This window comes from Rhodobacter lacus, from assembly GCF_042683065.1.
Taxonomy (GTDB): domain Bacteria; phylum Pseudomonadota; class Alphaproteobacteria; order Rhodobacterales; family Rhodobacteraceae; genus Rhodobacter; species Rhodobacter lacus.
The window spans coordinates 403,196-426,648 of sequence record NZ_JBHUIX010000005.1; the positions used below are offsets into that span (position 1 = coordinate 403,196).

Sequence of the window (23,453 nt, forward strand, 5' to 3'; positions counted from 1 at the left end):
GACCCGGGCGGGGGCTCCGCCCCCGCACCCCCGGGATATTTGAGGCAAGGAGAACCAGCCCCCGGCCCGATGTTCAGATCCAGGGTGCTCAGATCGTTGAGAGCAGGAGGCTCGTTTCGCTGTTGCGCACCCCCTCAACGAGGCGCACCTCGCGCAGCACCCGGTCAAACTCGCTCAGGCTTGCCACCACAATCTCTGCCACCAGATCCCATTTGCCACTTGTTGTATGCATCCGCTGCAGCTCCGGCAGCCCCCGGAGCTTGTTGAGCACTTGCGACGTGGCGCGCCCCTCCACCTCGATCATCATCACCGCGCGCACCATCCCGGCCTCATGATCCTCACGCACTCTGGCGGTAAAGCCCAAAAGTGCGCCCGACGCGAGGAGCCGGTCGATCCGGCTTTGCACCGTGCCGCGCGAGACACTGAGGATCTCGGCCAGTTTGGAGACCGGCGCGCGCCCGTCCTTGCGCAAAAGCGCGATCAGCGCGCGGTCGAGATCATCGAGGAGGGTTTTTGGCTCGGATCGCATGCAGCCCTCATATTGCACAAAACTGCCCTGCAATATGCGAGGCATGCGCGCATAATTCCAGCAGCTTGGCTCTTTTCGTTGCAAACTGCGCCATGGGAGCATGGGGCTTCTCTCCCAGCCCAAGGATCGCCATGCCCACGCTTGCCCCTTCCGATCTCGCCTTCGTTCCCTTTGTCAGCGTTGCCAACATGATGCGGCTCATCCACCGGATCGGGCTGCGCGAGATGCTCGTCGGGCTTGCGGGATATATCGAGGCCGATTTTTTGCGCTGGGACGCGTTTGACAAGACCCCGCGCATCGCCGCCCATGCGCCGGAGGGCGTGATCGAGCTGATGCCGGTCTCCGACGGCAGGTGTTACGGCTTCAAATATGTGAACGGGCATCCGAAAAACACCCGGACCGGGCGCCAGACCGTGACCGCCTTCGGGCTGCTTGCCGAGCTTGGCAACGGCTATCCTGTGCTGTTGAGCGAGATGACCCTGCTCACCGCGCTGCGCACCGCCGCCACCTCCGCCCTCGTCGCGCGCCATCTTGCCCCCAAGGGTGCCGATACGATGGCGCTTATCGGCAATGGCGCACAATCCGAGTTTCAGGCGCTGGCGCTGCAGGCGCTGTGCGGCATCACCAAGCTCAGGCTCTACGACATTGATCCGCGCGCCACCGAAAAGGTGATGAGAAACCTCTCGGGGCAGGGCTTCGAGATGATCGCCTGCCCGAGCGCCGAGGCGGCAATCGTGGGGGCGCACATCATCACCACCTGCACCGCCGACAAGAACCACGCCACGATCCTGAGCGAGAACATGGTCGGGGCCGGGGTGCATCTGAACGCCATCGGCGGGGATTGCCCCGGCAAGACAGAGCTCGCCCCGGCAATTCTCGCCCGCGCCGATGTCTTTGTCGAATATCCGCCGCAAACCCGGATCGAAGGCGAGATCCAGCAAATGCCCGAAGACTTCCCCGTGACCGAGATCTGGCAGGTGATCGCGGGCCGCGCGCCGGGGCGGCGCGATGCGGCCCAGATCACGCTCTTTGATGGCGTGGGCTTTGCAATCGAGGATTTTTCCGCGCTGCGCTATTTGCGCGACCAGCTCCCCGGCACGGATTTTTGCGAAAAACTTGACCTGCTCGCGGATCCTGACGATCCGCGCGATCTCTTTGGCATGCTTGCCCGCGCACAGTGAAGGCAAGACGCGGGTCCGGCGCAATCCGGGGCGGGGGTCCGGGGGCGGCAGCCCCCGGCGGGTCGCCGCGGCTCTGCCGCGGCGAAACACCCCGCTTCAGCCGTAAAGCGTGGCCCAGCGGGTGATCAGCTGGCTTTGCAGGATCTTCGAGCGCCCGATCCAGGCCTTTGAGCCCTCGGGCTGGCCGCCTTGCGCACGCGCGCGCCGCGCAAGATCACCGGTGAAGATCGCGAAGGTCAGTTCCGTGCCATCGGGCGCGGTGATGAACCCGGTGAGCGTGGAGACAAAGTTCAGCGTGCCGGTCTTGGCATCGACGCGCAGCCCCGGCACCGTCACCGTGCGCCCCGCCGCATCACGCAAGCCGAACGGCTTCATCAGCCCGCGCAGCCCGGCTTTCGGCCCGAGCAGCGTCACCGCCCGCACCATCTCCAGCGGCGAAATCCGATCCTCCGCGCCCAGCCCCGAATGATCGACAAACCGTGCCTTGGCACCGCCCAGCTTGCCACTCAGCCAGGCGCTCATCGCAGCGCCGGAGGCGCCCCGCGCCGCATTGACCCCGCGTGCCGCGGTGGCGGTCATGCCCACGGCCTCGGCGGTGATATTGGTCGAATACTTGAGCATCGAGCGCAAGATCACCGGCAGATCGACCGACCGCCGCGCCGCGAGCTCGCGCGCACCGCCCGGCAGGCTGCGCAGGGGCTCGGGGGCGGGCAGCACACAGCCCTGCGCCCGCGCAAGGCTCTGGAACACATCCCCGGCATAGGCCTCGGGCAAGCGCACCGGCAGCCACAGGCTTCCCGCCTTGTTGAGCCCACCCGACGCAACGGTCCAATGCTCCTTGCCCCCGGCTTGACGGTAGTCGAACAATGGCGCCTTGCGGTTGGTGAGGGTGGCGTCGATCGTGTAGGCGGCGGGCTGATATTTCTCGGACCAGGCCTCCATGGCGAGCGCATATCCGCCCTGGCCCCGCTTCCAGCGAAAATGCACGCGGTTGTAATTGAGGATCAGCCCGGAGATCGACGGGTTGTAGCCCACATGCACCGGCTGATCGGCGGCAATCTCGGCGGCATAGGGGATCGCGCCGCCCCAAGTGTAAAACTTGCCGGTGACCCCCCGCACCCCCGCCCGCACCAGTTGCGCGGCAAGCTCGGCGAGCCCGTCGGTCTCGAGCGTCGGGTCCGCCCCGCCCGCGAGGATCAGATCCCCCCGCAAAACCCCGCCGCTCACCGGTCCGGTGGCCAGAAGCCGGGTCGTGAAGCGATAGGAAGAGCCAAGCGTTTCCAGTGCATAAAGCGTGGTGATCGTCTTCGCGGTCGAAGCGGGCGCCATCGCGTGATCGGCATTCATCGCCTCGAGCACAAGCCCGCTGCGGGCGTCGGCCACGATATAGCCGACCTCACCGCCCAGATTGGCCGCGGCCACAAGCTCCGCTCCGGTCAGCGGGCGCATCGCCTGCGCCTGTGCCCGCGCGCCCCCCGGTGCGACCAAAGCGGCGAGGCCCGCCACCGTGCCCCCGCAAAGAATGCTCCGCCGCGTCAGCTCCATCTCGGCCCCCGTCTTGCCCGCCTGCCCTACCGGCCGCGCCAGCCGCCCCCCGCGCGGATCGCGGAAGAGGAAAGGTCCGACATCGGCATCTGCACGAAGCACCATGCAGGACGGCGCGCGAAAGGCAAGAGCCGGGCCTTCTCCGCACGCAGTCGTGCCCGCGCATAGATCCGGGCGGCGCGCGCCTGCCCTGTGACCATCCGGTGACCGGGGCGCGCCAGCACCCCCACCGGCACCAGCGCCAGAATCCGCCGCCAGCCCTCCCAGCGGTCGAATTGTGCGAGATTGTCGGCCCCCATCAGCCAGACGAACTGCACCCCGGGATAAAGCGCCACGAGCCGGGCAAGCGTTTGCGCAGTGTGGCGGGTGCCCAGTTCGGCCTCGAGCCCGCTCACCACCACCTTCGGATCACGCATCACCCGGCGCGCCCGCGCCAGCCGCGTGGCCATCGGCGCGGGTTCGCGCGCCTTGAGCGGATTGCCCGGCGAGACGAGCCACCAGACATGATCCAGCCCGAAGCGCCGCATCGCCTCGCGGGTGATATGTGCATGGCCCTCATGGGCGGGATCGAAAGATCCGCCCAGAAGGCCGATGCGCTGGCCGCGTGTGGCAATGGGAAAGCCTTGTTTCATGCCCCTGCCCTACTCGATCAGCGCGCCCCGCGCCACCGCCATGTGACGGTCGGGTGACGTGGTCTGACGGCCGATGCGGGCTCAATCCTCGCAGACGGTGCAGCGCCCGCGCCCGGCCCGCTTGGAGCGGTAAAGCGCCGAATCGGCATCGGCGAGCAAACGGTCTGTCACCGCGCCGGCGCCGTCGTGGCCGATCACCGCGCCGATCGAGGCCGAGATCTTGCAGGGTTTGCCCTCATAAAGGATCGGCTCCTCAAGGCGCGCGATCAATCGTTCAGAAAAGGCCCCGACGCGGCGGGCATCAATCGGCCCGCGCAGGATCAACATGAACTCATCTCCCCCCACCCGCGCGACAAGATCGCCGCGGCGGGTTTCCTCCGAGAGCACCTGCGCGACGCGGATCAGCACCGTATCGCCGGCGGGATGACCAAGGCTGTCGTTGACCTGCTTGAAGAAATCCAGATCGAGATGCAGAAGGGCAAAACTGCGCCCGCCCCGCGCGAGCAGCTTCACCGCCCGATCGAGCCCGGCGTCAAATGCGCGCCGGTTCGGCAAGCCGGTCAGCGGGTCGCTCAGGGCCTCGCTTTCGGCCTCGCGCCGCGCCTCCTCAAGCCGGCGCGTGAGCGCCTGCAGTTCATTCAGCACCGCGGTTTTCGCCTCGGCCAGAAACAGGAATTCGATCGCCAGTTCGGAGGCGGCGAAATCCTGCTCGGTCAGGCCGAAAAACCGCACCGCTTCCGAGAGATGAATGCCAAAGGAGAGGTTGACGAGCAACGCCCCCGGCTGATCTGCGCCCGGCAGTTCCACCGCCGTGCCGCGCAGGCTGAAACTGGGATGGCGTACCAGCGTCACCGCGATATTGCGCCGGCCAACGAAAGATTCAGGGCCCAGATCGCGCCCGCGCGCGCGACGCAACGAAAAGTGGCGCGCATAGCTCGTGCCCAGCGCCCCCGGCCCGACGATCTTCTCAAGCGTCGGTCCCATCGCCTGAATCCGGCCGCGCCGGTCGAGCCAGAGAAACAGCGGCATCATCCGCCCCAGCACCGCCGGGGTGAGCGTCAGATGTGGCTCCGGCACATCGGGCAGCGCCGGGCCCTTCGGGTCAAGCAAGGTCATGGTCCGAAGCTCCCACCGGCATCGCCAGATCGAAATGCCGCCCCTCGGTATAGGCCATGTCGAGCAGCGTCACCGAGACCCGCTCGACCGGGCCCAATCTGTCATTCGCCTCGATCAGCACGAGCGCGCCGTAATCATCGGCCATGGCGCGCAAAAGCCCCGCCATCACCGCGCCCCATCCGGGCATCGCGCCTTTCACCGCGAGGGTGAACCGGCCCTGCGCCTCCACCGCGAGCATCAGCTCGGGCAAGCCGAGCCCGGGCAGCGCCATCAGCCCGCGCCCGGGCAATTCGTCGAGCGAAAACAGGAAGTCCCAGTAATCGGCCCCGCCAAAGCGCAAAAGCCGCCGCATCGGTTCGGTCATCGCGAGCCACGCACCGATGTCTTCGAGAATCATCACACGCGGCGTTTCCAGAACCGCTTCCGCCGCGTCGAGCAGCCTGTCGGTCAGCCGGTCATCATAACTCAGCATCGCCTCGAACCCCGCCGGATCGATGCCGCTGCGTTCAGCCACTTCACGCCAAAGATGGCCCCCGTAATGGGAGCTCAGAAAGGACTGAATCGATTTGTTCACGACACCGAGCATGCAACCTCCACGCGCGCAGCCTAGAGGTCAGGCCCTTAAGAAAGCACGAAGAACCACCGGGGCCGCAAAAGGTTTCCCCTCTCTGACCGTTTTTTTCGCACCGCGCCACACCGTCGGCGCATGCGCGCGGGCTTTACTGCGGCCGGACGGTGATCTTCCAGGCCCCCGCCTGCAGGGCCTGCAACTCAAGCGGCACCGGGGCCACCGACCCCGCCGCAAGCGCGGCGATCAGATCTTCTCCGCGTGGCATCTCAAGCGGCCCGAGCAGCAGCGCCCCGCTGCGCTTCCAGCCCTGCGGCCCGTTCAGGAACACACTCGGCGGCCCCCATTCTTCAGCCCGCAGGAACACGGCCTCCGGCCCCGGCACAGCCGGGTCCAGATCCGCCACCACCAGCGCACAGGGCGGCGCGGCTTCGGGGGAGGCCGCGGGCTCGGCGCATTGGGCCTGTTCTTTCGCATCGAGCGCCGCGCGCACGGCGGCCTCAAGCCCCTCGGGCAGCGCCTGCCCGGCGGGCCAGAGCGCGAGCCCCGCCGGCCATTCGGCGGGCGGAATGGCCCGCGCGGTGCTGGCAAAACTGAACCGGTCCGCCGCGGCATCAAGCTCGGCCAGACGGGCCGCCAGCGCGCCATCCTGCGCCGCCTGCCCGCGCAGCGTCGCGAGCGCGGCGGCGCCCGGGCGGCCCCAGTCATGCGCAAGCTCCCAAAGCGGCAAGGTGTCGGCGCGCACCGTCCCCGCCGCAAAGCGGGCCAGCTGAGACTGCGCCGCGATCCGCTCCGGCGAGATCAGCGGCGTGAGCCACGCGGCGGCAAGGCCGATCATCACCAGGGCCATCGCCACATTGGCCTGGCGCAGCTTTTCCATCCAGCGCCGCCCCGCGAAAAGCGCGCCCAGATACCCCAGCGCATAGCCCGCCACCACCACGGCCACGGCGGCAGCGGTCACCCGATCGGGCGTCCAGCCATATTGGCGCACCCGCTCCGCCAGCGCCCAGAGCGCCAGCCCCGCCAGCACCGGCAGCAGCAGCATCAGTCCGCGCGCCGACCAGGTCAGCACCAGCGCATGCGTCTCCTCGACCTCGTCCTGATCCACCACGACCGAGACCAGCGCAATCACCGCAATCGCCGTGGCCAGAAGCGCAGACCCTGCCGAAAGATCCCCGAACAGATGGCCAAGCCCGCGCAGCGGCAAGGCCGCGATGAACACGGCCACCACCGCCAGCACCAGCGGCGTCAGCAACCGCAAGAAGCGCAGCAGCAGATAGGGCGAGACCATGTCGGGCATTTCCGTCACCACCGAGAGGCCAAGCCCGAGCGTGCCGCCAAGGATCAGCCAGATCGCCAGAGACTCCTCAAGCAGCGCGCTGAGAACACGCACGCCGACAAGGTCCAGCAATGCGCCCATCAGCCAGAGCACGGCAAACACCACGCCCACAAAGAGCCAGGCGGCCAGTTGGCGCACCACGATATTCCAGCTCTCGACAAAGAGAACGCAGTAATTGGTCAGACCGCGCGCCCCGTCGCGCCCGAAGGCAAGCGCAAAGGGCACCGGCAGCGCCGCCAGCACGATCAGCGCAGCGAGATCGTGCCCGGTATCGAGCATCTGCGCGGCACTCTCGAAGGAGAGCCGCTCCAGCGCCGACAGTGCCGCGGGAACAAGCGCAATGCCCGCCGCCATCGCGACTGCGCGGCGCAGCCCGATCTCGGACAGCAAGGAGAGCAGCGCAAAGAAAAACGTCGCAGCGGCAACACAGAACGGCACCCACAGGGCTGTCTGCCGGAACGCCTCGGGCGCCTCGGAGAGCCCCCAGAAGGCGAGCCCGCCAAGCAGGCCGATAAAGATGAAAATGAGCCGTTCCGTCATGATGTTCTCCTGCCGATGCGGCAGGCTAACGCCCGGCTCGCCGGTTTTCCAGCGGGTTCAGACGGGGCCGGACCCGATGATCCAGGGGGCGAGCCCGTCAATCGTCTCGAGCACGAGATCGGCCGCCGGCGCGAGCATGTCCCGCCCGGCCGGGCCGGTGAGCACCGCCACCGCAACCATGCCCGCCGCGCGCGCCGCGGCAAGGTCATGCAGGCTGTCGCCGACCATCGCCACCCGGGCGGGGGCAATGCCGACCCGCGCGGCAAAGGCCAGCAGCGGCCCCGGCTCCGGCTTCGCGCCAAAGCCGCTGTCATACCCCGCCACGAAATCGAACTGGTCTTCAACCCCTGCGCGCACAAGCTGATGGCGCGCCGAGGCCTCGCTGTCATTCGTCGCCACACCGAGCCTGAGCCCGGCCCCGCGCAGCGTGCCCAGACAGCGCGGCAGATCGACCGCGGGCACCTGTGGCGCCCGCAGCGCGGCCAGGTTGAGCGTTTCGACAAGCCCGGCAAGGTCGCGCCCCGGCAGATGCGGGAGCATCAAGGCCGCCGCTTCGGCCACCGTGCCCGCAATCACCGGCGAGTTGCGCGCAAACCGCCCCGGCCCAAGCTCATAACCGATCGCCTCTGCCAGCCGCGCCTCGCAGCCGCTGTCGCCCGCGGCGAGATCGGCAATCAGCCCGCGCGCCCAAGCGCCCCAGGTCGCCTCGAAGTCGAAGAGCGTGCCATCCTTGTCAAACAGGATCGCGGCAATATCGGTCATTTTGGCCTCTCAGGTCCAATGGGCGCCGCTGCGCCCTTCCAGCCGCGCCGCGGCCAGCACGAGTTCCTCGGGGGGCACGCCAAGCGCCTGCGCACAGGCCCGCACCCAGTCATCCTCGCGCATCACATGCGCCAGCGCCGCGCGTTGCATGTGAGGCTGCGCCGCCTCGGCCCGCACCTGACCGGCATCGGCCCCGCTCGCGGCCAGAAAAGCCTCCCAGACGGGCGCTTCTCCCGCCATCCAGCCCAAGGCCCGAATCGCAAGAATTTGTGCCAAATCCCGCTCCAAACCACTGTCCCTTCGCATCGTTAAAGGATTTGTTAACCTTTCCTAAGCAATGATAGCTTCCATGTTAAGCAGGTGGAAGGAGCAGAAAGTTCATGGCGGGGAAAGTCCTGATCGTGGACGATGTCGCGACCAATCGAATCGTGTTGAAGGTCAAGCTTGCGGGCGCCCGATACGAGACGATCCAGGCCGGCACCGGAGCGGAGGCTCTGCGCCTTGTGGCGCAGGAGAGCCCCGATCTGGTTCTGCTCGACGTGCAATTGCCCGACATGAGCGGGCTTGATGTCTGCCATCGCCTGAAAGCCGACCCCGCCACCCGCCATCTGCCTGTGATTGTCGTCACCGCCTTCCCGACGCCGGGGCTGCGGCTCGAGGCGCTGCGCGTGGGCGCGGATGATTTCATCACCAAACCCTTCGAGGAACTGACCCTGCTCGCGCGGCTGCGCGCGCTGATGCGGATGCGCGAGACCGACGAGGAGTTGCGGCTGCGCGAAAGCACCTGCCAGGAACTCGGCTTTGCCGAAGCCATGGCCCCGGCAATCGAGCCGCCCGCCCGGATCGGCCTCGTCGCGCCCGATCGTGAAACCTGCGTCGGCTGGAAAAACGCGATGGCGCGGTTCTTGCCGCATGACATGCTGCGCGTGCTCGACTATCAGGGCGCGCTCTCGGCCGCGGCCGAGACCCCGCCGCTCGACGCCTATGTGATCGCCGCCGACCTGACCCGCCCCGGCGAGGGGCTGCGGCTGATGTCCGAACTGCGCTCGCGCACCGGCTCGCGCCATGCCGTGATCTGTGTCGGCGTGCCCGATGCCGCGCGCGAGACCTCTGCCGTGGCGCTCGATCTCGGCGCCTCCGATGTCACGCCGGGCCGGCTGACGGACCCTGCGCTGGCCGAAGAGGCCGCGCTCCGCCTGCGCGCTCATATCGGGCGCAAGCGCCGCCATGACCGGCAGCGCGAACGGGTCGCCGACGGGCTCCGGCTCGCGCTCGTCGATCCGCTCACCGGGCTCTACAACCGCCGCTATGCGATGCCGCATCTGGCGCGGCTGGCCGAGCGCTCCCGCCAGTCGGGGCGCAGCTTTGCGCTGATGGCGCTTGATCTCGACCGGTTCAAATCGGTCAATGACACCTACGGCCATCCGGCAGGCGATGCGGTCTTGATCGAAGTGGCCCGGCGGCTGACGATGAACCTGCGGCAGGTGGATCTGGTCGCGCGCATCGGCGGGGAGGAATTTCTGGTTGCGATGCCCGAAACCTCGCTCGAAGCGGCGCGCAACGCGGCAGAGCGGCTCTGCCGGGTGATGGAGCAAACGCCTTTCGAGCTGCCGAGCGGGCTGCGGATCGACATCACGGTCTCGATCGGTCTTGCAATCGGCGGCGGCCTGAACGATCCGGGCACCGACCCCGCGGCAATCGAGCAGTTGATCCATCAGGCGGACCGCGCGCTTCTGGGCTCAAAGGCCGAGGGCCGCAATCAGGTCACGGTGTTTCATCGCGGCGCGGCCTGACCCGCGCGGCACACCGCGCCCCCCCCCCGAAGCGCCCCTCCGAAACCGCACGGCTTGTTCAGTTTCGGGCGCCGCCCCGGTGCGTGCCCTCATGTCGATCACCGCGATGATCGTCCAGCCGGCGCTGGAAGCGTTCCACGCCCTGTTGCATGCGGTCTGCAAAGGCGGCGCGTTCGGCATCGCTCATCGCGGCGATCCGGCGCAGCATCACCTGCTCGCCCAGTTCGATCCGCGTCTGCGTGCGCGCACGCATCTCGCCCAGAACCGCATGCAATCTGGCCCCGTCATAGGGCTGCGCCCGGAGCGCGGCATCGAGCTGCGCGAAATCCGACTGCATCTGTGTGCGCATCGCCCTCAGATCGTTGCCCGCCCCTTCGGCGGCGCGGCGCATCTCCATCCGGTCTTCGCGGGTGAAGGCCCCGCCAAGCGGCCCGAAGGCAAAGGCATCCGGCCCACCGCGGCGTTCCATCGCCTCCGGCGGCGGCGCATGCCGGAAATGCCCGATCACCCCCCCGGCAACCACCCCCAAAACCAGAAAGTTCAGCGTCAGCGAAAGGATGAACAGCACTTTCACGCCTCCGCGCATCCGGCTTTCGGGGCGCGGATCTGAGGCGGGGCGCGGATCGCTCGCTCGGGTGTCGTCGTTCATCGCCTTCTCCTCAATCCACCTGCGCCAGCGCCAGAATATCGGCATCGTTGAGATAACTTTGCCCGTCGTCTGCTGCGGTTGTTGCAACCACCGTGGCCCCCGTTCCCATCGCCGCCGTCGTCGGCAGCCAGGACGGAGCCTGCGCCATGCCGATCCAGAGCCCGGCAACCGTCGCCGTTGCCATGCCCCCCGCCATACCGCCCAAGGTGCTCCATCCGCCGAGCGCGCCCGCCAGCGTTGCCATCAGCCCGCGCGGGCGCGGCGCCTGTGCGGCCCGCGCCGCATCGCGCGCTGCCGCCTCGGCAGCCTGCCGCTCGGCAAGGATCACTTCGGCCTGAAGCGCCATCTGCGCCAAGAGCGCGGGCGCGGGGTCAGGCGCCGCGCGCCGTGCACTGGAGAGGAAATCTTCGAGCCGGATGTCGTCTTCGTCATTCATCTCAGTCATGCCCATAGCCAAGGTCCTCCCGCCGTTCGGCCAGAAGGGTCGCCAGCGCCCGTTTGCCGCGCGCGGTCAAGCTTTCCACCGCCTCGACCCCGATCTCCATTGCCGCCGCAATCTCGGGGTTAGACAGCCCCTCGAGATGGCGCAGCACAACCGCCTGACGCTGCCGCGCGGGCAATTGCGCCAAGGCCAGCTCCAGCGCCGCCGCGCGATCCGTCTCGATCATCGTCTCCAGCGCCGACGCCGCCCCGTCGGCCACTTCCGGCGCCTCGTCGAGCCCCACACCCCGCCGCCGCCGCAACCGGTCCGTGGCGAGGTTGGTGGTGACACGATAGATCCAGGTGGAGGGCTTCGCCTCGCCCGAGCGCCAGTCCGGCGCGATCCGCCACAGCCGCAGCATCGCCTCTTGCGCGAGGTCTTCGGCCTCGGCGCGGTCGTTCAGCATCCGCAGCGCCACCCGGTAGGCAATCGGACCAAGCCGGGTCACCAGCGCACGCGCCGCCGCCCCGTCGCCGTTGCCGTAAAGCACCAGCAGGGCCTCGTCGGAAAGCTCGCTCTGCGCGTCGAATGCCATCTCCATCGCCTCATGGCTAGCGCGGATCGCGCCGCATCGCAATCATCGGCCCGGCCCCGGTTGCCCGGGGCCGCACCTGCCTGGCGTCAGTTGCCAAAGTTGAACCAGCCGCGATGACCCCGGTCCCCGCCGCGATCGGCGCGGTCACAGCCCTTGCCGGGCCCCTGATCGCCCGCAGGCCCCATGCCTTGCGGGCCCTGACCCATCGGGCCCATACGGCCACCGTGGCCATGGCCGCGATGCGGCATCATCTGCGGTGCATTCGCGATTTCGTCCGCGCTGAGCACACCGTCGTTGTTGGCATCCAGCCGCTCGAACATCCGCACCGGCATCGGCGGGCTCGCCAGTTCCGCGGCAGACAGCTTGCCATCGCCATCGGCGTCTTGCGCCGCGATCCGCGCCTTCACGCGCGCCTCGACCCGCTCCTTCATCCGTGCCAGTTCGGCGGCCACCAACTCATCGGCGCTGAGCAGGCCATCGCCATCCGCGTCAATGCTCTTCGTCATCTCGGCGCGCTTGGCCCGGATCTCGGCCAGCGTCACCTTGCCATCGCCATCCGCATCGAAGCGGGTCAGATCCGGCTTTGCCCAACCGCCCGCCATCGGCCCCATCGGGCTGTCGCAGGCGTCGCTCATCGGGCCCATCCCGTCTTGCGGGCCCATGCCGCCCGGTCCCATGCCATCCGGGCCCATCGGCCCCGCCCCGCCCGGCATCATCGCCGGCGGATTGGCGGCATCTCCGGCGGGCGCGGCCTGTTGTGCCAGCACCGGCATTGCCCCCAGGGCGACACTCGTCGCCAGCACAGCGATCATCGTTTTGGTGAGAGCAGAGGTCATTTTCATTCTCCTGTTCGCGCACGGCTCATCGTCCGTATGTGCAGACCAAACGCCCCGGCGCGGACATTCCGTCGCGCCTTCACGGCAGCGTGACGCGCGGTTTTCCTTTTCACCCGTCGGGGCGGTCGCTAGTCTTTCCCAAGCCGATGCCCCCGCCGCCCGACCGAGGCTCCATGAACAGTGACAAATCCGCCCTGCGCGATGCCGCAACCCTGATCATCTTGCGCAAGGATCACCCCGAGGGGCCGGCGGTGCTGATGGGCCAACGCGGGGCCGGGGCGGCGTTCATGCCCTCGAAATATGTGTTTCCGGGTGGCGCGCTCGATCCGGGCGATGCGGGCGTGCCGCTCGCCGCACCGCTGCCCGCAGCCTCGGCCACGCGGCTTGTGCAAGATGCGCCCGCAGGCATCGCCCCGGCACTGGCGGTGGCGGCAATCCGCGAGCTTTGGGAAGAAACCGGGCTGATCCTTGGCCTGCCCGGCGCGTGGGCGGGCCCGGTGCCCGAGGACTGGCGCAGTTTTGCCGCCACCGGCCATCTGCCCTCGGCCGCGGGGCTGCGCTTCATCTTCCGCGCCATCACGCCCCCCGGCCGTCCGCGGCGCTTTGATGCGCGGTTCTTTCTCGTCGCGGCGGAGGCACTCGCCTGCGACCCGGACGATTTCAGCCGCGCAAGCGACGAATTGAGCTTTTTGCAATGGGTGCCGCTGGCGCTTGCGCGTGAGCTGAACCTGCCCTTCATCACCGAGGTGGTGCTGGCCGAGGTTCAGGCGCAACTGACCACGGGCGCCGAGCCCGCAACGATTCCGTTTTTTGACAATCGCGGGCCGCGCGCCACTTTTGCACGGCTCTAAGAGCCGCGCTCAGGGGCCGATGCGGCTGGTGTCGTAGCCGTTGAACTCCATCACCTCGCGCGCGGCGTTGATCAGGTCAAGCCGGTCATACCCCGGACGCAGCAAGATCACCCCCCACGAACCGGACGGCGTGCCAAGCGCGGCCACGCGGTAATCCTGATCGAACCAGAGCACCCAGATTGCCTCTTGGCCGTAGCCCTTTTCGGCGCTGAGCCGCCCGCCCGGCCCGGTCAGCACGGCCTCGCCATCCAGAACCCGCGGCACGCGATCGGTGCAGTCGATGCCCGAAAGGTGGTAGCGCCCGTGCTTTTCATCCCAGCGCCAGCTCTGTTTGGCGCGCATGCAGCCCGGCGTGCCCGATTGTGCCACGAGCCAGTCGCCGCCAAAGCGGGCCGGATCAAAAAGCGCCGCTGAAGAGATGCGCGCCCCGCTGTTGCGCAAAGGCGCCAAGGGCGGCGGGGGCGGCGAACAGGCCGCAAGCGCGGCTGCCATCAAAAGCCCGGCCCCGGCAGTGCTCAGTCGATGCATTCGGTCCCCCTGATCCCGGTTTCGGACAACACCTCGTTGCAGCCCAGAAGCGGGCGCGCAGGCGCACAGGTCATCGAGCGTGCAAGGCAGGCGCCGTCGCAGTCAAGCGCGGTGTGGCACGCCTTGCCCGCATCCTTGGGGCGCCGGACACAGGTGAAGGCCCCGCCAAGCCGCGCCCATTGGCCGCCATCCTTTTCGCAAAGCGCCTGTTGCTGCGCGAGCGCGGCTTCCCCCACCGGGGGCAGTGCCGCCTCTGGCTCGCCCCCCGGTTTGCAGGCGGCAAGCAGGGCGACAAGCCCCAGAAGAGCCAGCTCAGAACGGCATCGGATGGGCATGATGCACCCGGTCGATCGCGTCGAGGAGGGGCTTGTCGAGCGCCGTCCCGGCGGCATCGAGCGATTTTTCGAGCTGTGCCACCGAGGTCGCGCCGATGATCGGCACCACCGGGAAGGGCCGCCCCATGATCCAGGCAATCGCCATCGTCACCGGGTCGAGCCCCGCTTCGCGGGCAAGCCCGACATAAAGATCGGCCACGTCAAACGCGCGCGGGTTCGAGCGCCCGCCAAGCTCGCGGTTGATCGAACGGCGCGAGCGCTCCGGCACCGCCCCGCCCGAATATTTGCCGCTCAGCATGCCGGTGGCGAGCGGCGAATAGGCGAGCAGCGTCACCCCCTCATGCACGCAGGTCTCGGCCAGATCGGTATCGTGGAGCCGATACATCAGCGAATATTCGTTCTGGATCGCGGCGACGCGCGGCCCGTGCCCGGCGTCCGCAAGGCGGGCAAATTGCATCGTGCCCCAGGCGCTTTCGTTCGAAAGCCCGAAATGCCCGATCTTGCCCTCGCCGCGCAGCGCCGCGAGGGTTTCAAGGCAGGCGATCATATCCGCCTCGATCTCCGCCTTTCCGGGCTGCTTCGTGGCGTCATATTTCCAGTTCTGGCGGAAATGATAGCCACCGCGGTTCGGCCAGTGGAACTGGTAAAGGTCGATGTGGTCGGTCTGCAGCCGCTTCAGCGAGCCCTCGACCGCGGCGCGGATCTCCTTGGGCGAGATCGGCCCGCCCTCGCGCACCGCCTTCATGCCATTGCCCGCGATCTTGGTGGCGAGCACCACATCCTTGCGCCGCCCGGTTTTGGCAAACCAGGTGCCAATAATCTCTTCGGTGCGCCCGACGGTCTCGGCGCTGATCGGATTGACCGGGTAAACCTCTGCCGTGTCGATGAAATTCACGCCACGGTCGAGCGCGCAATCAATCTGCGCATGCCCCTCTGCCTCGGTGTTCTGTGTCCCCCAGGTCATCGTGCCAAGGCAGATTTCCGTTACCATCACGCCGGTCCGGCCCAGTTCCACTTTCCGCATTCGGTCCTCTCATGTTAGCGCCCGCACCCTGCCACAGCCCTGCCGCGATGGAAATGCCCCTCAGATCACCACCGCGGGAATGAGCCCGCGCAGCGCATTGCCCATATACATGCGCGCATCCATGATGTCGGCAAAGCTGAGCCGGGCCTCGCGCGCGCGGCCCGCCCGGATCAGCTCGGCGCGCAAGACACCCGGCAGCGCCCCCGAAGCGAGCGGCGGCGTCAGGAGCGCATTGTCCGCCCATAAAAAGAGCGTGCTGATCGTGCCCTCCACCAGCTCGTCTCTCTCGTTGAGGAACACCGCCTCATCCCAGCCCTCGGGCAAGGCGGCGCGGGTTTCGTCATAAAGGGCGCGCTCGGTCGATTTGATCTGCCGGAACGGGTCTGACGCATCAACGCGCGGCTTCGCCACGCCCACGCGCCACATCGGCTTTGGCTCGGGAAGCGGCGCCTGCGTGAGATCTGCCGTGCCATCAAGCCCCACCGTGAGCCGCAGGCGCAAGGGCTCTTCGCCGCGGACCGCATCAATCATCTGCTCGACCCGCCACAGATCGCATGCGATCTCCAGCGCCGCGCAGCCCGCGCCGAGCCGTGCCATATGGCCAAGGATCAGCTCGACCCCCACCCCCGGCGCCCAGCGCATTGTCTCGATCAGCTGCAATCCGGCAGGGGCGCGCGCACGAAGGCGGCCTTGCTCAGCGCTTCCGCCCATTCTGCCGCTCCCTCGCTGTCATGCACCAGCCCTCCGCCGACATTCAGCACCGCCTCTGCGCCCCGCAGCGTGATGGTGCGGATCGCCACGTTGAACGCCATCGCGCCTGTGGGGGCGATCCAGCCGATGGCGCCACAATACGCACCCCGAGGCGTGATTTCCAGTTCGCGGATGATCTGCATGGCGCGGATCTTCGGCGCGCCGGTGATCGAGCCGCAGGGAAAGAGCGCCTCGCAAATGGCTCGAAAGTCCGTGCCTTGCAAGATTTGCGCGGTGACGGTCGAGGTCATCTGATGCACCGTGCGATAGCTCTCGATCTCATAGAGCCGCGGCACCCTGACCGACCCCAGCGCCGAAATCCGGCTCAGATCGTTGCGCAAGAGATCGACGATCATCAAATTCTCGGCGCGGTTCTTTTCCGAGGCGCGGAGCCAGTCCGCCGCGGCGCGGTCTGCGGCAGGGTCACTGCCGCGCGGCACGGTGCCCTTCATTGGCCGCACCGTGGCCCGGCCATCCGCATCAATGGCAAAGAAGAGTTCCGGCGAGCGCGAGAGCAACGTGAAATCTTCCGCCGCGACGAAAACGCCATGCCCGACCGGCTGCACCGCCTTGAGGCGCGCATAAAGCGCGCGCGGATCACCATTGAAACGCGCGCCAAGCGGGAAGGTCAGATTGATCTGATAGCAGTCTCCCGCCGCGATATAGTTCTGCACCCGGCCAAATGCGGCCAGATACTCTGCCTGCGACATCATCGGGGTAAAGGCGGGCGCCTCCAGGCACGGCGTCCCCTCGGGGGGCAACGGCGCGGGCGCATCGTAAACGCCAAACAGCATCAGCGGCAGATCCCGGTTTTCCGGCAAAAGCGGCGCGAGTTTGGGCGAGAAGAGATAGCCCAGCTCATAGCTCATCATCCCCGCGAGCCATTTGCCTGCCCGTTGCGCCGCGGCAATCGCCGTGAATGCGGGCGCGACCTCCTCCGGCCGCTCGACCCGGATCACTGCCTCGGGCTGCGCGAAGCGCTGCCCGGCGCCTTCCGGCCCCCGGTCGAAGTCGAATATCGGCATCTTGGTCACTCGTTCCCGCGCGCTTTGCCCAGATATGCGGTGCGCGCGCCCTCCGGCAACGCCTCAACCGACGGAAAAATGCCAATCTCCGTCACCAAGCGCCGGGCTCGCCTTCTCAAGCGTCAGATCCGAGCGTGAAAAGGCAATCGGCGTGCGCAGCCCGGCGATCCCTTCGGGCGCGATCTGCATGCCGCGCGCAATCACCTGCGGCTCGGCCAGAGCTTCGGCCACATCGTTGATCGGCCCGCCCGGCACGCCCGCCGCCTCCAGCGCGGCAATCAGATCCGCTTTCGAGCGCGCCGAAGTTTCTGCCGCTATGCGCGCGCAAAGGGCGTCGCGATGCGCAACGCGGGCCGGGTTGGTGGCATAATCGGGCGCCTGCGCCAGCTCCGGGAAACCGAGCATCTGACACAGGGCGGCAAACTGCCGGTCATTGCCGCAAGCAATGATGAAATGCCCGTCAGACGCCGGAAACACTTGATAGGGCACAATATTCGGATGTGCATTGCCAAGCCGGTGCGGCACCAGACCGCCGAGCAGATGGTTCATTGCCTGATTGGCCAGCACCCCGACGCCGCAATCGAGAAGGCTCATGTCCACCTGCTGGCCACGGCCCGAGCGCGCCCGCTCGGCGAGCGCCGCCTGCACCCCGATCACGCCATAAAGCCCGGTAAAAATGTCGATCCACGCCACGCCGACCTTTTGCGGCTCGCCGCCTGCCGCCCCGGTCAGATCCATGATCCCGCACATGCCCTGCACGAGGAAATCATAGCCCGGCTGCGCGGCGCGCGGGCCGGTTTGGCCAAAACCCGTGACCGAAACATAGACAAGGCCCGGGTTGGTGGCGGCAAGGCTCTCGTAATCGAGGCCGAACTTTTTCAACCCGCCGCGCTTGAAGTTCTCGATCACCACATCGGCCCCGGCAATCAGCCGCTTCAGCCGCGCCAGGTCCTCCGGGTCGGAAAAATCGCAGGTCACAGAGGTCTTGCCGCGGTTTGCGGCGTGGAAATAAGCCGCAACGGTCTCAAACGTGCCGTCTGCGCGGATGCGCTCGATGAAAGGCGGGCCCCAGCGGCGGGTGTCGTCGCCTTCGGGCGCCTCCACCTTGATGACCTCTGCGCCCAGATCGGCCAGCACCTGCCCGATCCATGGCCCGGCCAGAATCCGGGCCAGCTCGACCACCTTGAGCCCTTTGAGCGGCGCGTCCGTCATCTCTGTCTCCCTCGGCGCACATATCGCGCCGAGGCCCTTGTTAGCGCGTCGGCGGCCCCGGATCGACCGCCGATTTCATGCGCATCCATGCGTTTTACGCATGGATCGGCGCTCAGCTGGCCAAGAGCGCCGCATTGCCGCCCGCCGCCGTGGTATCAACGCACAGATGCCGCTCATGGAGCACATGCGCCGCATCGGGCCGCACCATCAGCAACGGCACGATCGGCCCGGGCCGGGCGGCGAGCGCCTGCGCAAAGGCGCGGCCCCGCTCCGCATCGCCCCACCAGAGCACGGCAGAAAGGCCCGCCATCTCCGTCAGTTGCTCGGGCGCCACCGGAGCCTCCGGGCGTCTTGCCCGCCCGCCCAGCGCCATCACGGCGGTTGCCTGCGCCGCTTCACATTCCACCCCCGGGCCGAGGCACAGCACCGGCTCGCGCGGATGGAAGCTGAGCCGGTTCAGCTCACCGGTCGGGCCGGGCAGCACGATCTCGAGAGCGGCCGGGGCCGCCGCTGTCTGCGGCGCCTCCGGCGCATCGGGCGCAAAGAAGCGGTTCAGGTAAAGCGGCCCGCCCGCCTTCGGCCCGGTGCCTGAAAGCCCCTCGCCGCCAAAGGGCTGGCTGCCCACCACCGCGCCGATCTGGTTGCGGTTGATGTAAATATTGCCCGCACGGACCTGTTCGGCCACTTCTTCGACGCGGCCATCAATGCGCGAATGGAACCCGAAAGTGAGGCCAAAACCACGCGCGTTGATCGCTTCGATCACCTGCGGCAGATCCTCGGCGGCATAGGTTGCAAAATGCAGCACCGGGCCGAAGATCTCGCGCTCGAGCGCGTCGATGCCCGGCACGTTCAGAAGCACGGGGCCGATGAAATGGCCGGTTTCGGGCGCGGTGATGCGGTGCAGGAGCGCGCTTTCCTGCGCGGCGACCCATGCTTTGATCTGCGCCTGCGCCTCGGCATCGATCACCGGGCCGATATCGGTTTCCACCTGCCACGGGTCGCCGAGCGTGAGCTCGTCCATCGCGCCTTTCAGCATCTCGAGGATCCGGGGCGCAATGTCGTCCTGCACATAAAGGCAGCGCAGCGCCGAACAGCGCTGGCCCGCCGAGCGGAAGGCGGAGGCGACGATGTCGCGCACGGCTTGTTCGGGCAGCGCGGTGCTGTCGACGATCATCGCATTGAGGCCGCCGGTTTCGGCAATGAGCGGCGTGCCCGGCGCCATATGCGCGGCCATGGCGCGCGCGATGATCTGCGCGGTCTCGGTGGAGCCCGTGAAAACCACGCCCGACACGCGCGGATCGCGGGTGAGCGCGGCGCCAACCGTCGCACCATCACCGGGCAGAAGCTGCAGCACAGCGCGCGGCACGCCCGCCAAGTGCAGAAGCCGCACCGCCAAAGCGGCAATCAGCGGTGTCTGCTCGGCGGGTTTGGCAAGCACGGCATTCCCCGCCATCAGCGCCGCAGCAATCTGGCCGGAGAAAATCGCGAGCGGGAAGTTCCAGGGGCTGATCGCCACAATCGGGCCGCGCGGCGCGCGCGTCTCCTGTTCGCCCTGCGCCGCGTAGTAGCGCAGAAAATCAACGGCTTCACGCAGCTCCGCCACCGCATCGGGAAGCGCCTTGCCCGCCTCGCGCGCCAGCACGGCAAAGATCGGGCCGAAGTTTTCCTCATAAAGATCGGCGGCACGGCGCAGCACCGCAGCGCGCTCGGCAGCCGGCGCGGCCCAGACCTGCGCGGCATCGAGTGCCGCGGCAACGGTTGCCGCATCCGCCTCTGTCACCTGCGCGACCTCGGCCCCCGTGGCGGGGTTGATCACGGCGCGGCGCGGGCCGCTTGCGGGGCCTGCCGTCAGCGGCTCGGCATCGGGAATATCGCCCGCGCGCGCCGTCTCGATCGCGGCCAGAACCGCCGGGTCGGAAAGGTCGAAGCCGCGGGAGTTCTTGCGCCCCGCGCCAAACAGCGCATCGGGCGCAACAAGGCCGCGCGGCGCCGTAGCCTCTGCCAACCGGTCAAACGGGCAGGCCGCAATCGCTGCGGGCGGCACGTTCGGGTCAACGATCTGATGCACGAAAGAGGCGTTGGCGCCGTTTTCAAGCAGGCGGCGGACAAGATAGGCCAACAGGTCGCGATGCGCGCCCACGGGCGCATAAATCCGGCAACGGCCCTTGGTTTCGGCCAGCACCATGTCATGAAGCTGCGCCCCCATGCCATGCAGGCGCTGGAACTCGAACGGGCGGCCGGCGGCAATTTCCTGCACCGCAGCCACGGTATGCGCATTATGCGTGGCAAATTGCGGGAACACCCGATCCGAGAGCGAAAACAGTTTTGAGGCAAGGCAGATATAGGCCGCGTCAGTCGCCACTTTCGAGGTGAAGAGCGGGAAGCCCGGATGCCCCTCGACCTGGGCGCGCTTCATCTCGCTGTCCCAATAGGCGCCCTTCACAAGACGAATGTTGATGCGCCGGTCGTGGCGGCGCGCGCTTTCATAAAGCGTGTCGATCGCCGCCGCAGCGCGCTTGCCATAGGCCTGCACCACCGCGCCAAAGCCCTCCCAGCCGACGGTGGCCGGATCGGCCATCACCGCATCCATGACCTTGAGCGAGAGCGCGAGCCGGTCTTGCTCCTCGGCATCGACATGAAGCGCAATGCCCGCCACAGCCGCCTGCCGCGCGAGCGCCTGCACCACCGGCACGAGCTCGGCCATCACGCGGGCCTCCTGCGCCACCTCATAGCGCGGATGCAGCGCCGAAAGCTTGATCGAGATGCCCGAATTGTCGTGCACGGTGGCGCCTTTGGCGGCGGCGCCAATGGCGGCAATGGCGCGCGAATAGGCCTCCCGGTAGCGCACCGCATCGCCCGCCGTCAGCGCCGCCTCGCCCAGCATGTCATAGCTCAGCGTATAGCCCTGCGCCTCGCGCGATTTTGCCCGCTCAAGCGCCTTTTCGATGGTCTCGCCCAAAACGAACTGGCGGCCCATTTCCTTCATCGCCTGCCCCACGGCAACGCGGATCACCGGCTCGCCAAGACGCCGCACAAGGCCGCGCAGCGTGCCCGCCACGCCTTCGCCCTCTTCCAGCACCTTGCCCGTCAGCATCAGCGCCCATGTCGAGGCATTGACGAGCGGCGAGGCCGCGGCGCCCAGATGGCGGCTCCAGTCCGAAGGCGCGATCTTGTCTTCGATCAACGCATCAATGGTGGCGGCATCGGGCACGCGCAGCAGCGCCTCGGCCAAGCACATCAGCGCCACGCCCTCCCGGCTCGAAAGCGCATATTGCGCAAGCACCTGCTCCATCATGCCGGGCCGCCCCGCCGACCGCAGCCGCTCGATCAGCGCAATCGCGCGGCGCACCGAGGCCGTGCGCGTCGCCTCCTCCGGGCCCCAGTCCGCAATCAGACGGGCGAGAACCTCCTGTTCGGGGGCAAATTTGGCCTCCGGGCCGAGGGGGGAAAGAACGGGGTGGATCATCAGGCGCGCTCCTTGGGCAGACACCCGATTTTAGCGGCAAGCATCTGGACGATGCGTCCAATTTTGCGCCATAATGCAGCCGATAAGAACATAATTTTACGGAATGGCAGGCATGAGTGACGTGCTCGATTCGACCGACCGCAAGATCCTGAACGCGCTCACCGCCAATGCGCGGATCGCCATCACCGAGCTTGGCCGCAAGGTCGGGCTTTCCAAGACCCCGGTGGCGGCACGGATCAAGGCGATGGAGGAGATGGGGCTGATCACCGGCTATCGTGCGATCCTGTCCCCGCTCAAACTCGGGCTCAGTCACGTCACCTTTGTCGAGGTGCGGCTCACCGACACGCGCGAAAAGGCGCTCGCGCAGTTCAACGCCGCGGTGCGGGCCATCGACGCAGTGGAAGAATGTTACATGATCGCGGGCGGGTTCGATTATCTGCTCAAGATCCGCTCCCGCGACATGGCCGATTTTCGCCGCATCATGGGGGAGCAGCTTTCGACCCTGCCACATGTTGCGGCCACATCGAGCTATGTCGCGATGGAGGCGGTGGTGGAGCAAAGCGCACCGGTGCTTTGAGCCCCGCCACCCGACCTGACCATTTGGGCAGGTGCGGGGCGGAAATTGCCACTGCGGCCGCCATGGCGACCATTTTAACATTTGACGCTCCCGGCCGTATCGGAAACTCTCCGCGCACCCGCGCCGCTGCGGGCAAGACGACTCTGGGAGGAGAAGACATGAAATTGAAGCTGTTCGGGGCGGTTTCCGTTGCGGCGCTCGTGATCGCGGGCGCGGCTCTTGCCGAATATCCGGAGAAAGAAATCCAGGGCATCATCCAGTGGGGCGCCGGCGGGTCGACCGACGCGGTGATGCGCGCGGTGACCCCGCATGCCGAAGAGATCCTCGGCGGCAAGGTCGTGATGCAGAACATGACCGGCGGCGTCGGTGCGATTGCCACCAAATACACCATGACCCAGGCCGCGGATGGCTACACGCTCCTGATGGGCGCGGAAAACCCGATGCTTTACAAGGTGATGGGGCTCGGAAAATTCGACTATAACAGCGATTTCGAGCCGGTGGCGCTGTTGGCGCGCGGCGTGCCGATCCTCGTGGCGCGGCCCGATGCGCCCTACAACACCTTCAGCGAGCTTGTCGATTACATGGCCGCGCACCCCGATGAGGTGAAATTCGGCTCCACCGGCCCGGGCGGCCTGCCCTCGGTCATCACCGCGATGCTGAGCGCCGAAGTGGACCTGCCCGCGACGTTCGTGCCTTATGATGGCGACGGCCCGGCCCTCACCGCATTGCAAGGCGGCGCGATTGATGTGATGCCCGCGGTGCTCGGCGCCGCGCTTGAGGGCATCAAGGGCGGCCGGATGAAGGTGCTCACCCTCGTCGATTCCACCCCGAATGCGGCCATCCCCGGTGTTGCGCCGATCACCGAAGCCTTTCCGGGCTATGGCAAATATCTGCCCTGGGGGCCGTTCTTCGGGGTCTTCGTGAAGGCGGGCACGCCCGAGGATGTGGTGGCCAAACTCTCCAACGCCTTCCTTGAGGGCGCCAAGGCCCCTGACTTTGTCGCGCTGCTCGACAATCGTGCCTATCTGCCGATCAACCTGACCGGCGATGCGGCCAAGGACTATATGGCGAGATGGCAATCGGTCACCTCCTGGCTTGTGCAGGATGCGGGCATCGCCAAGAAATCGCCCGAAGAGTTCGGCATTCCGCGCCCGTGACGTTGCAGAAAGACCCGGGGCA

General features: G+C 67.4%; 24 protein-coding genes. 5 read left to right on the forward strand and 19 right to left on the reverse strand.

Features of this window, described 5'->3' with window-relative positions:
* Nucleotides 1-88: 88 nt before the first annotated feature.
* Complete coding sequence (locus tag ACFSM0_RS06990; protein ID WP_377388649.1) at nt 89-529, reverse strand: Lrp/AsnC family transcriptional regulator; 441 nt, start codon at nt 527-529, stop codon at nt 89-91.
* Nucleotides 530-660: 131 nt separating this feature from the next.
* Between ACFSM0_RS06990 and ACFSM0_RS06995 the strand changes: the two genes are divergently transcribed.
* Nucleotides 661-1,710 (forward strand): ornithine cyclodeaminase, encoded by a 1,050-nt coding sequence (locus ACFSM0_RS06995; protein ID WP_377388651.1) that lies wholly within the window; start codon nt 661-663, stop codon nt 1,708-1,710.
* Nucleotides 1,711-1,806: 96 nt separating this feature from the next.
* Here the strand turns inward: ACFSM0_RS06995 and dacB are convergent, their stop codons facing one another.
* The 7 genes from dacB to ACFSM0_RS07030 all read right to left on the reverse strand — a co-directional run bounded on the left by dacB (nt 1,807) and on the right by ACFSM0_RS07030 (nt 8,488).
* Nucleotides 1,807-3,255, reverse strand: coding sequence for a D-alanyl-D-alanine carboxypeptidase/D-alanyl-D-alanine endopeptidase (gene dacB, locus ACFSM0_RS07000; RefSeq protein ID WP_377388653.1), 1,449 nt, complete (start codon nt 3,253-3,255; stop codon nt 1,807-1,809).
* A 26-nt stretch (nt 3,256-3,281) separates the two neighbouring features.
* Entirely contained in the window at nt 3,282-3,887 is a 606-nt protein-coding gene (locus ACFSM0_RS07005) for a nicotinate-nucleotide adenylyltransferase (RefSeq protein ID WP_377388655.1), read from the reverse strand.
* A gap of 81 nt (nt 3,888-3,968) precedes the next feature.
* Nucleotides 3,969-5,003, reverse strand: a complete 1,035-nt coding sequence (locus ACFSM0_RS07010; protein WP_377388657.1) for a GGDEF domain-containing protein — start codon at nt 5,001-5,003, stop codon at nt 3,969-3,971.
* Nucleotides 4,990-5,589 carry a heme NO-binding domain-containing protein gene (locus ACFSM0_RS07015; RefSeq protein WP_377388659.1) on the reverse strand — a complete coding sequence of 200 codons (600 nt, stop codon included), beginning with the start codon at nt 5,587-5,589 and terminating at the stop codon, nt 4,990-4,992. The genes ACFSM0_RS07010 and ACFSM0_RS07015 overlap by 14 nt, the downstream gene beginning before the upstream one ends.
* Nucleotides 5,590-5,722: 133 nt before the next feature.
* The gene (locus ACFSM0_RS07020; RefSeq protein ID WP_377388661.1) at nt 5,723-7,450 is read right to left on the reverse strand and encodes a hypothetical protein; all 1,728 of its coding nucleotides are present in this window, start codon (nt 7,448-7,450) and stop codon (nt 5,723-5,725) included.
* Between the two features lie 57 nt (nt 7,451-7,507).
* On the reverse strand, nt 7,508-8,212 hold the full coding sequence (locus ACFSM0_RS07025; protein ID WP_377388663.1) for an HAD family hydrolase: 705 nt from the start codon (nt 8,210-8,212) through the stop codon (nt 7,508-7,510).
* A 9-nt stretch (nt 8,213-8,221) separates the two neighbouring features.
* Nucleotides 8,222-8,488: a DUF3572 family protein gene (locus ACFSM0_RS07030; RefSeq protein ID WP_377388665.1), complete on the reverse strand. Its 267-nt coding sequence runs from the start codon at nt 8,486-8,488 to the stop codon at nt 8,222-8,224.
* 104 nt (nt 8,489-8,592) lie between these two features.
* Here ACFSM0_RS07030 and ACFSM0_RS07035 point away from each other — a divergent pair, with 104 nt between their 5' ends.
* Nucleotides 8,593-10,005, forward strand: a complete 1,413-nt coding sequence (locus ACFSM0_RS07035; RefSeq protein ID WP_377388667.1) for a diguanylate cyclase — start codon at nt 8,593-8,595, stop codon at nt 10,003-10,005.
* Between the two features lie 58 nt (nt 10,006-10,063).
* Here the strand turns inward: ACFSM0_RS07035 and ACFSM0_RS07040 are convergent, their stop codons facing one another.
* The 4 genes from ACFSM0_RS07040 to ACFSM0_RS07055 all read right to left on the reverse strand — a co-directional run bounded on the left by ACFSM0_RS07040 (nt 10,064) and on the right by ACFSM0_RS07055 (nt 12,506).
* Entirely contained in the window at nt 10,064-10,654 is a 591-nt protein-coding gene (locus ACFSM0_RS07040) for a periplasmic heavy metal sensor (protein WP_377388669.1), read from the reverse strand.
* A gap of 10 nt (nt 10,655-10,664) precedes the next feature.
* Nucleotides 10,665-11,099, reverse strand: a complete 435-nt coding sequence (locus tag ACFSM0_RS07045) for a hypothetical protein (protein ID WP_377388671.1) — start codon at nt 11,097-11,099, stop codon at nt 10,665-10,667.
* Nucleotides 11,092-11,676 (reverse strand): RNA polymerase sigma factor, encoded by a 585-nt coding sequence (locus tag ACFSM0_RS07050; RefSeq protein WP_377388673.1) that lies wholly within the window; start codon nt 11,674-11,676, stop codon nt 11,092-11,094. Before ACFSM0_RS07050 ends, ACFSM0_RS07045 begins: the two co-directional genes overlap by 8 nt.
* An 80-nt stretch (nt 11,677-11,756) precedes the next feature.
* Entirely contained in the window at nt 11,757-12,506 is a 750-nt protein-coding gene (locus ACFSM0_RS07055) for an EF-hand domain-containing protein (protein ID WP_377388675.1), read from the reverse strand.
* A gap of 173 nt (nt 12,507-12,679) precedes the next feature.
* Between ACFSM0_RS07055 and ACFSM0_RS07060 the strand changes: the two genes are divergently transcribed.
* On the forward strand, nt 12,680-13,357 hold the full coding sequence (locus ACFSM0_RS07060; protein ID WP_377388677.1) for an NUDIX hydrolase: 678 nt from the start codon (nt 12,680-12,682) through the stop codon (nt 13,355-13,357).
* A gap of 9 nt (nt 13,358-13,366) precedes the next feature.
* Here the strand turns inward: ACFSM0_RS07060 and ACFSM0_RS07065 are convergent, their stop codons facing one another.
* From ACFSM0_RS07065 to putA, 7 genes are all read right to left on the reverse strand, one after another.
* On the reverse strand, nt 13,367-13,885 hold the full coding sequence (locus ACFSM0_RS07065; RefSeq protein WP_377388680.1) for a lipocalin: 519 nt from the start codon (nt 13,883-13,885) through the stop codon (nt 13,367-13,369).
* On the reverse strand, nt 13,873-14,220 hold the full coding sequence (locus ACFSM0_RS07070; RefSeq protein WP_377388682.1) for a hypothetical protein: 348 nt from the start codon (nt 14,218-14,220) through the stop codon (nt 13,873-13,875). The genes ACFSM0_RS07065 and ACFSM0_RS07070 overlap by 13 nt, the downstream gene beginning before the upstream one ends.
* Nucleotides 14,198-15,244, reverse strand: a complete 1,047-nt coding sequence (locus ACFSM0_RS07075) for an aldo/keto reductase (protein WP_377388684.1) — start codon at nt 15,242-15,244, stop codon at nt 14,198-14,200. The genes ACFSM0_RS07070 and ACFSM0_RS07075 overlap by 23 nt, the downstream gene beginning before the upstream one ends.
* Nucleotides 15,245-15,304: 60 nt before the next feature.
* Nucleotides 15,305-15,955: an aminotransferase class IV gene (locus ACFSM0_RS07080; protein ID WP_377388686.1), complete on the reverse strand. Its 651-nt coding sequence runs from the start codon at nt 15,953-15,955 to the stop codon at nt 15,305-15,307.
* A complete protein-coding gene (locus tag ACFSM0_RS07085; protein WP_377388688.1) occupies nt 15,895-17,019 on the reverse strand; it encodes an aminodeoxychorismate synthase component I in 1,125 nt (374 codons plus the stop codon). The genes ACFSM0_RS07080 and ACFSM0_RS07085 overlap by 61 nt, the downstream gene beginning before the upstream one ends.
* 63 nt (nt 17,020-17,082) lie before the next feature.
* Nucleotides 17,083-18,231, reverse strand: coding sequence for a CaiB/BaiF CoA transferase family protein (locus ACFSM0_RS07090; protein ID WP_377388690.1), 1,149 nt, complete (start codon nt 18,229-18,231; stop codon nt 17,083-17,085).
* A 112-nt stretch (nt 18,232-18,343) separates the two neighbouring features.
* A complete protein-coding gene (putA, locus tag ACFSM0_RS07095; RefSeq protein WP_377388692.1) occupies nt 18,344-21,697 on the reverse strand; it encodes a bifunctional proline dehydrogenase/L-glutamate gamma-semialdehyde dehydrogenase PutA in 3,354 nt (1,117 codons plus the stop codon).
* A 112-nt stretch (nt 21,698-21,809) separates the two neighbouring features.
* Here putA and ACFSM0_RS07100 point away from each other — a divergent pair, with 112 nt between their 5' ends.
* On the forward strand, nt 21,810-22,274 hold the full coding sequence (locus ACFSM0_RS07100) for an Lrp/AsnC family transcriptional regulator (RefSeq protein WP_377388694.1): 465 nt from the start codon (nt 21,810-21,812) through the stop codon (nt 22,272-22,274).
* A gap of 158 nt (nt 22,275-22,432) precedes the next feature.
* Complete coding sequence (locus tag ACFSM0_RS07105; protein WP_377388696.1) at nt 22,433-23,431, forward strand: Bug family tripartite tricarboxylate transporter substrate binding protein; 999 nt, start codon at nt 22,433-22,435, stop codon at nt 23,429-23,431.
* Nucleotides 23,432-23,453 lie beyond the last annotated feature (22 nt).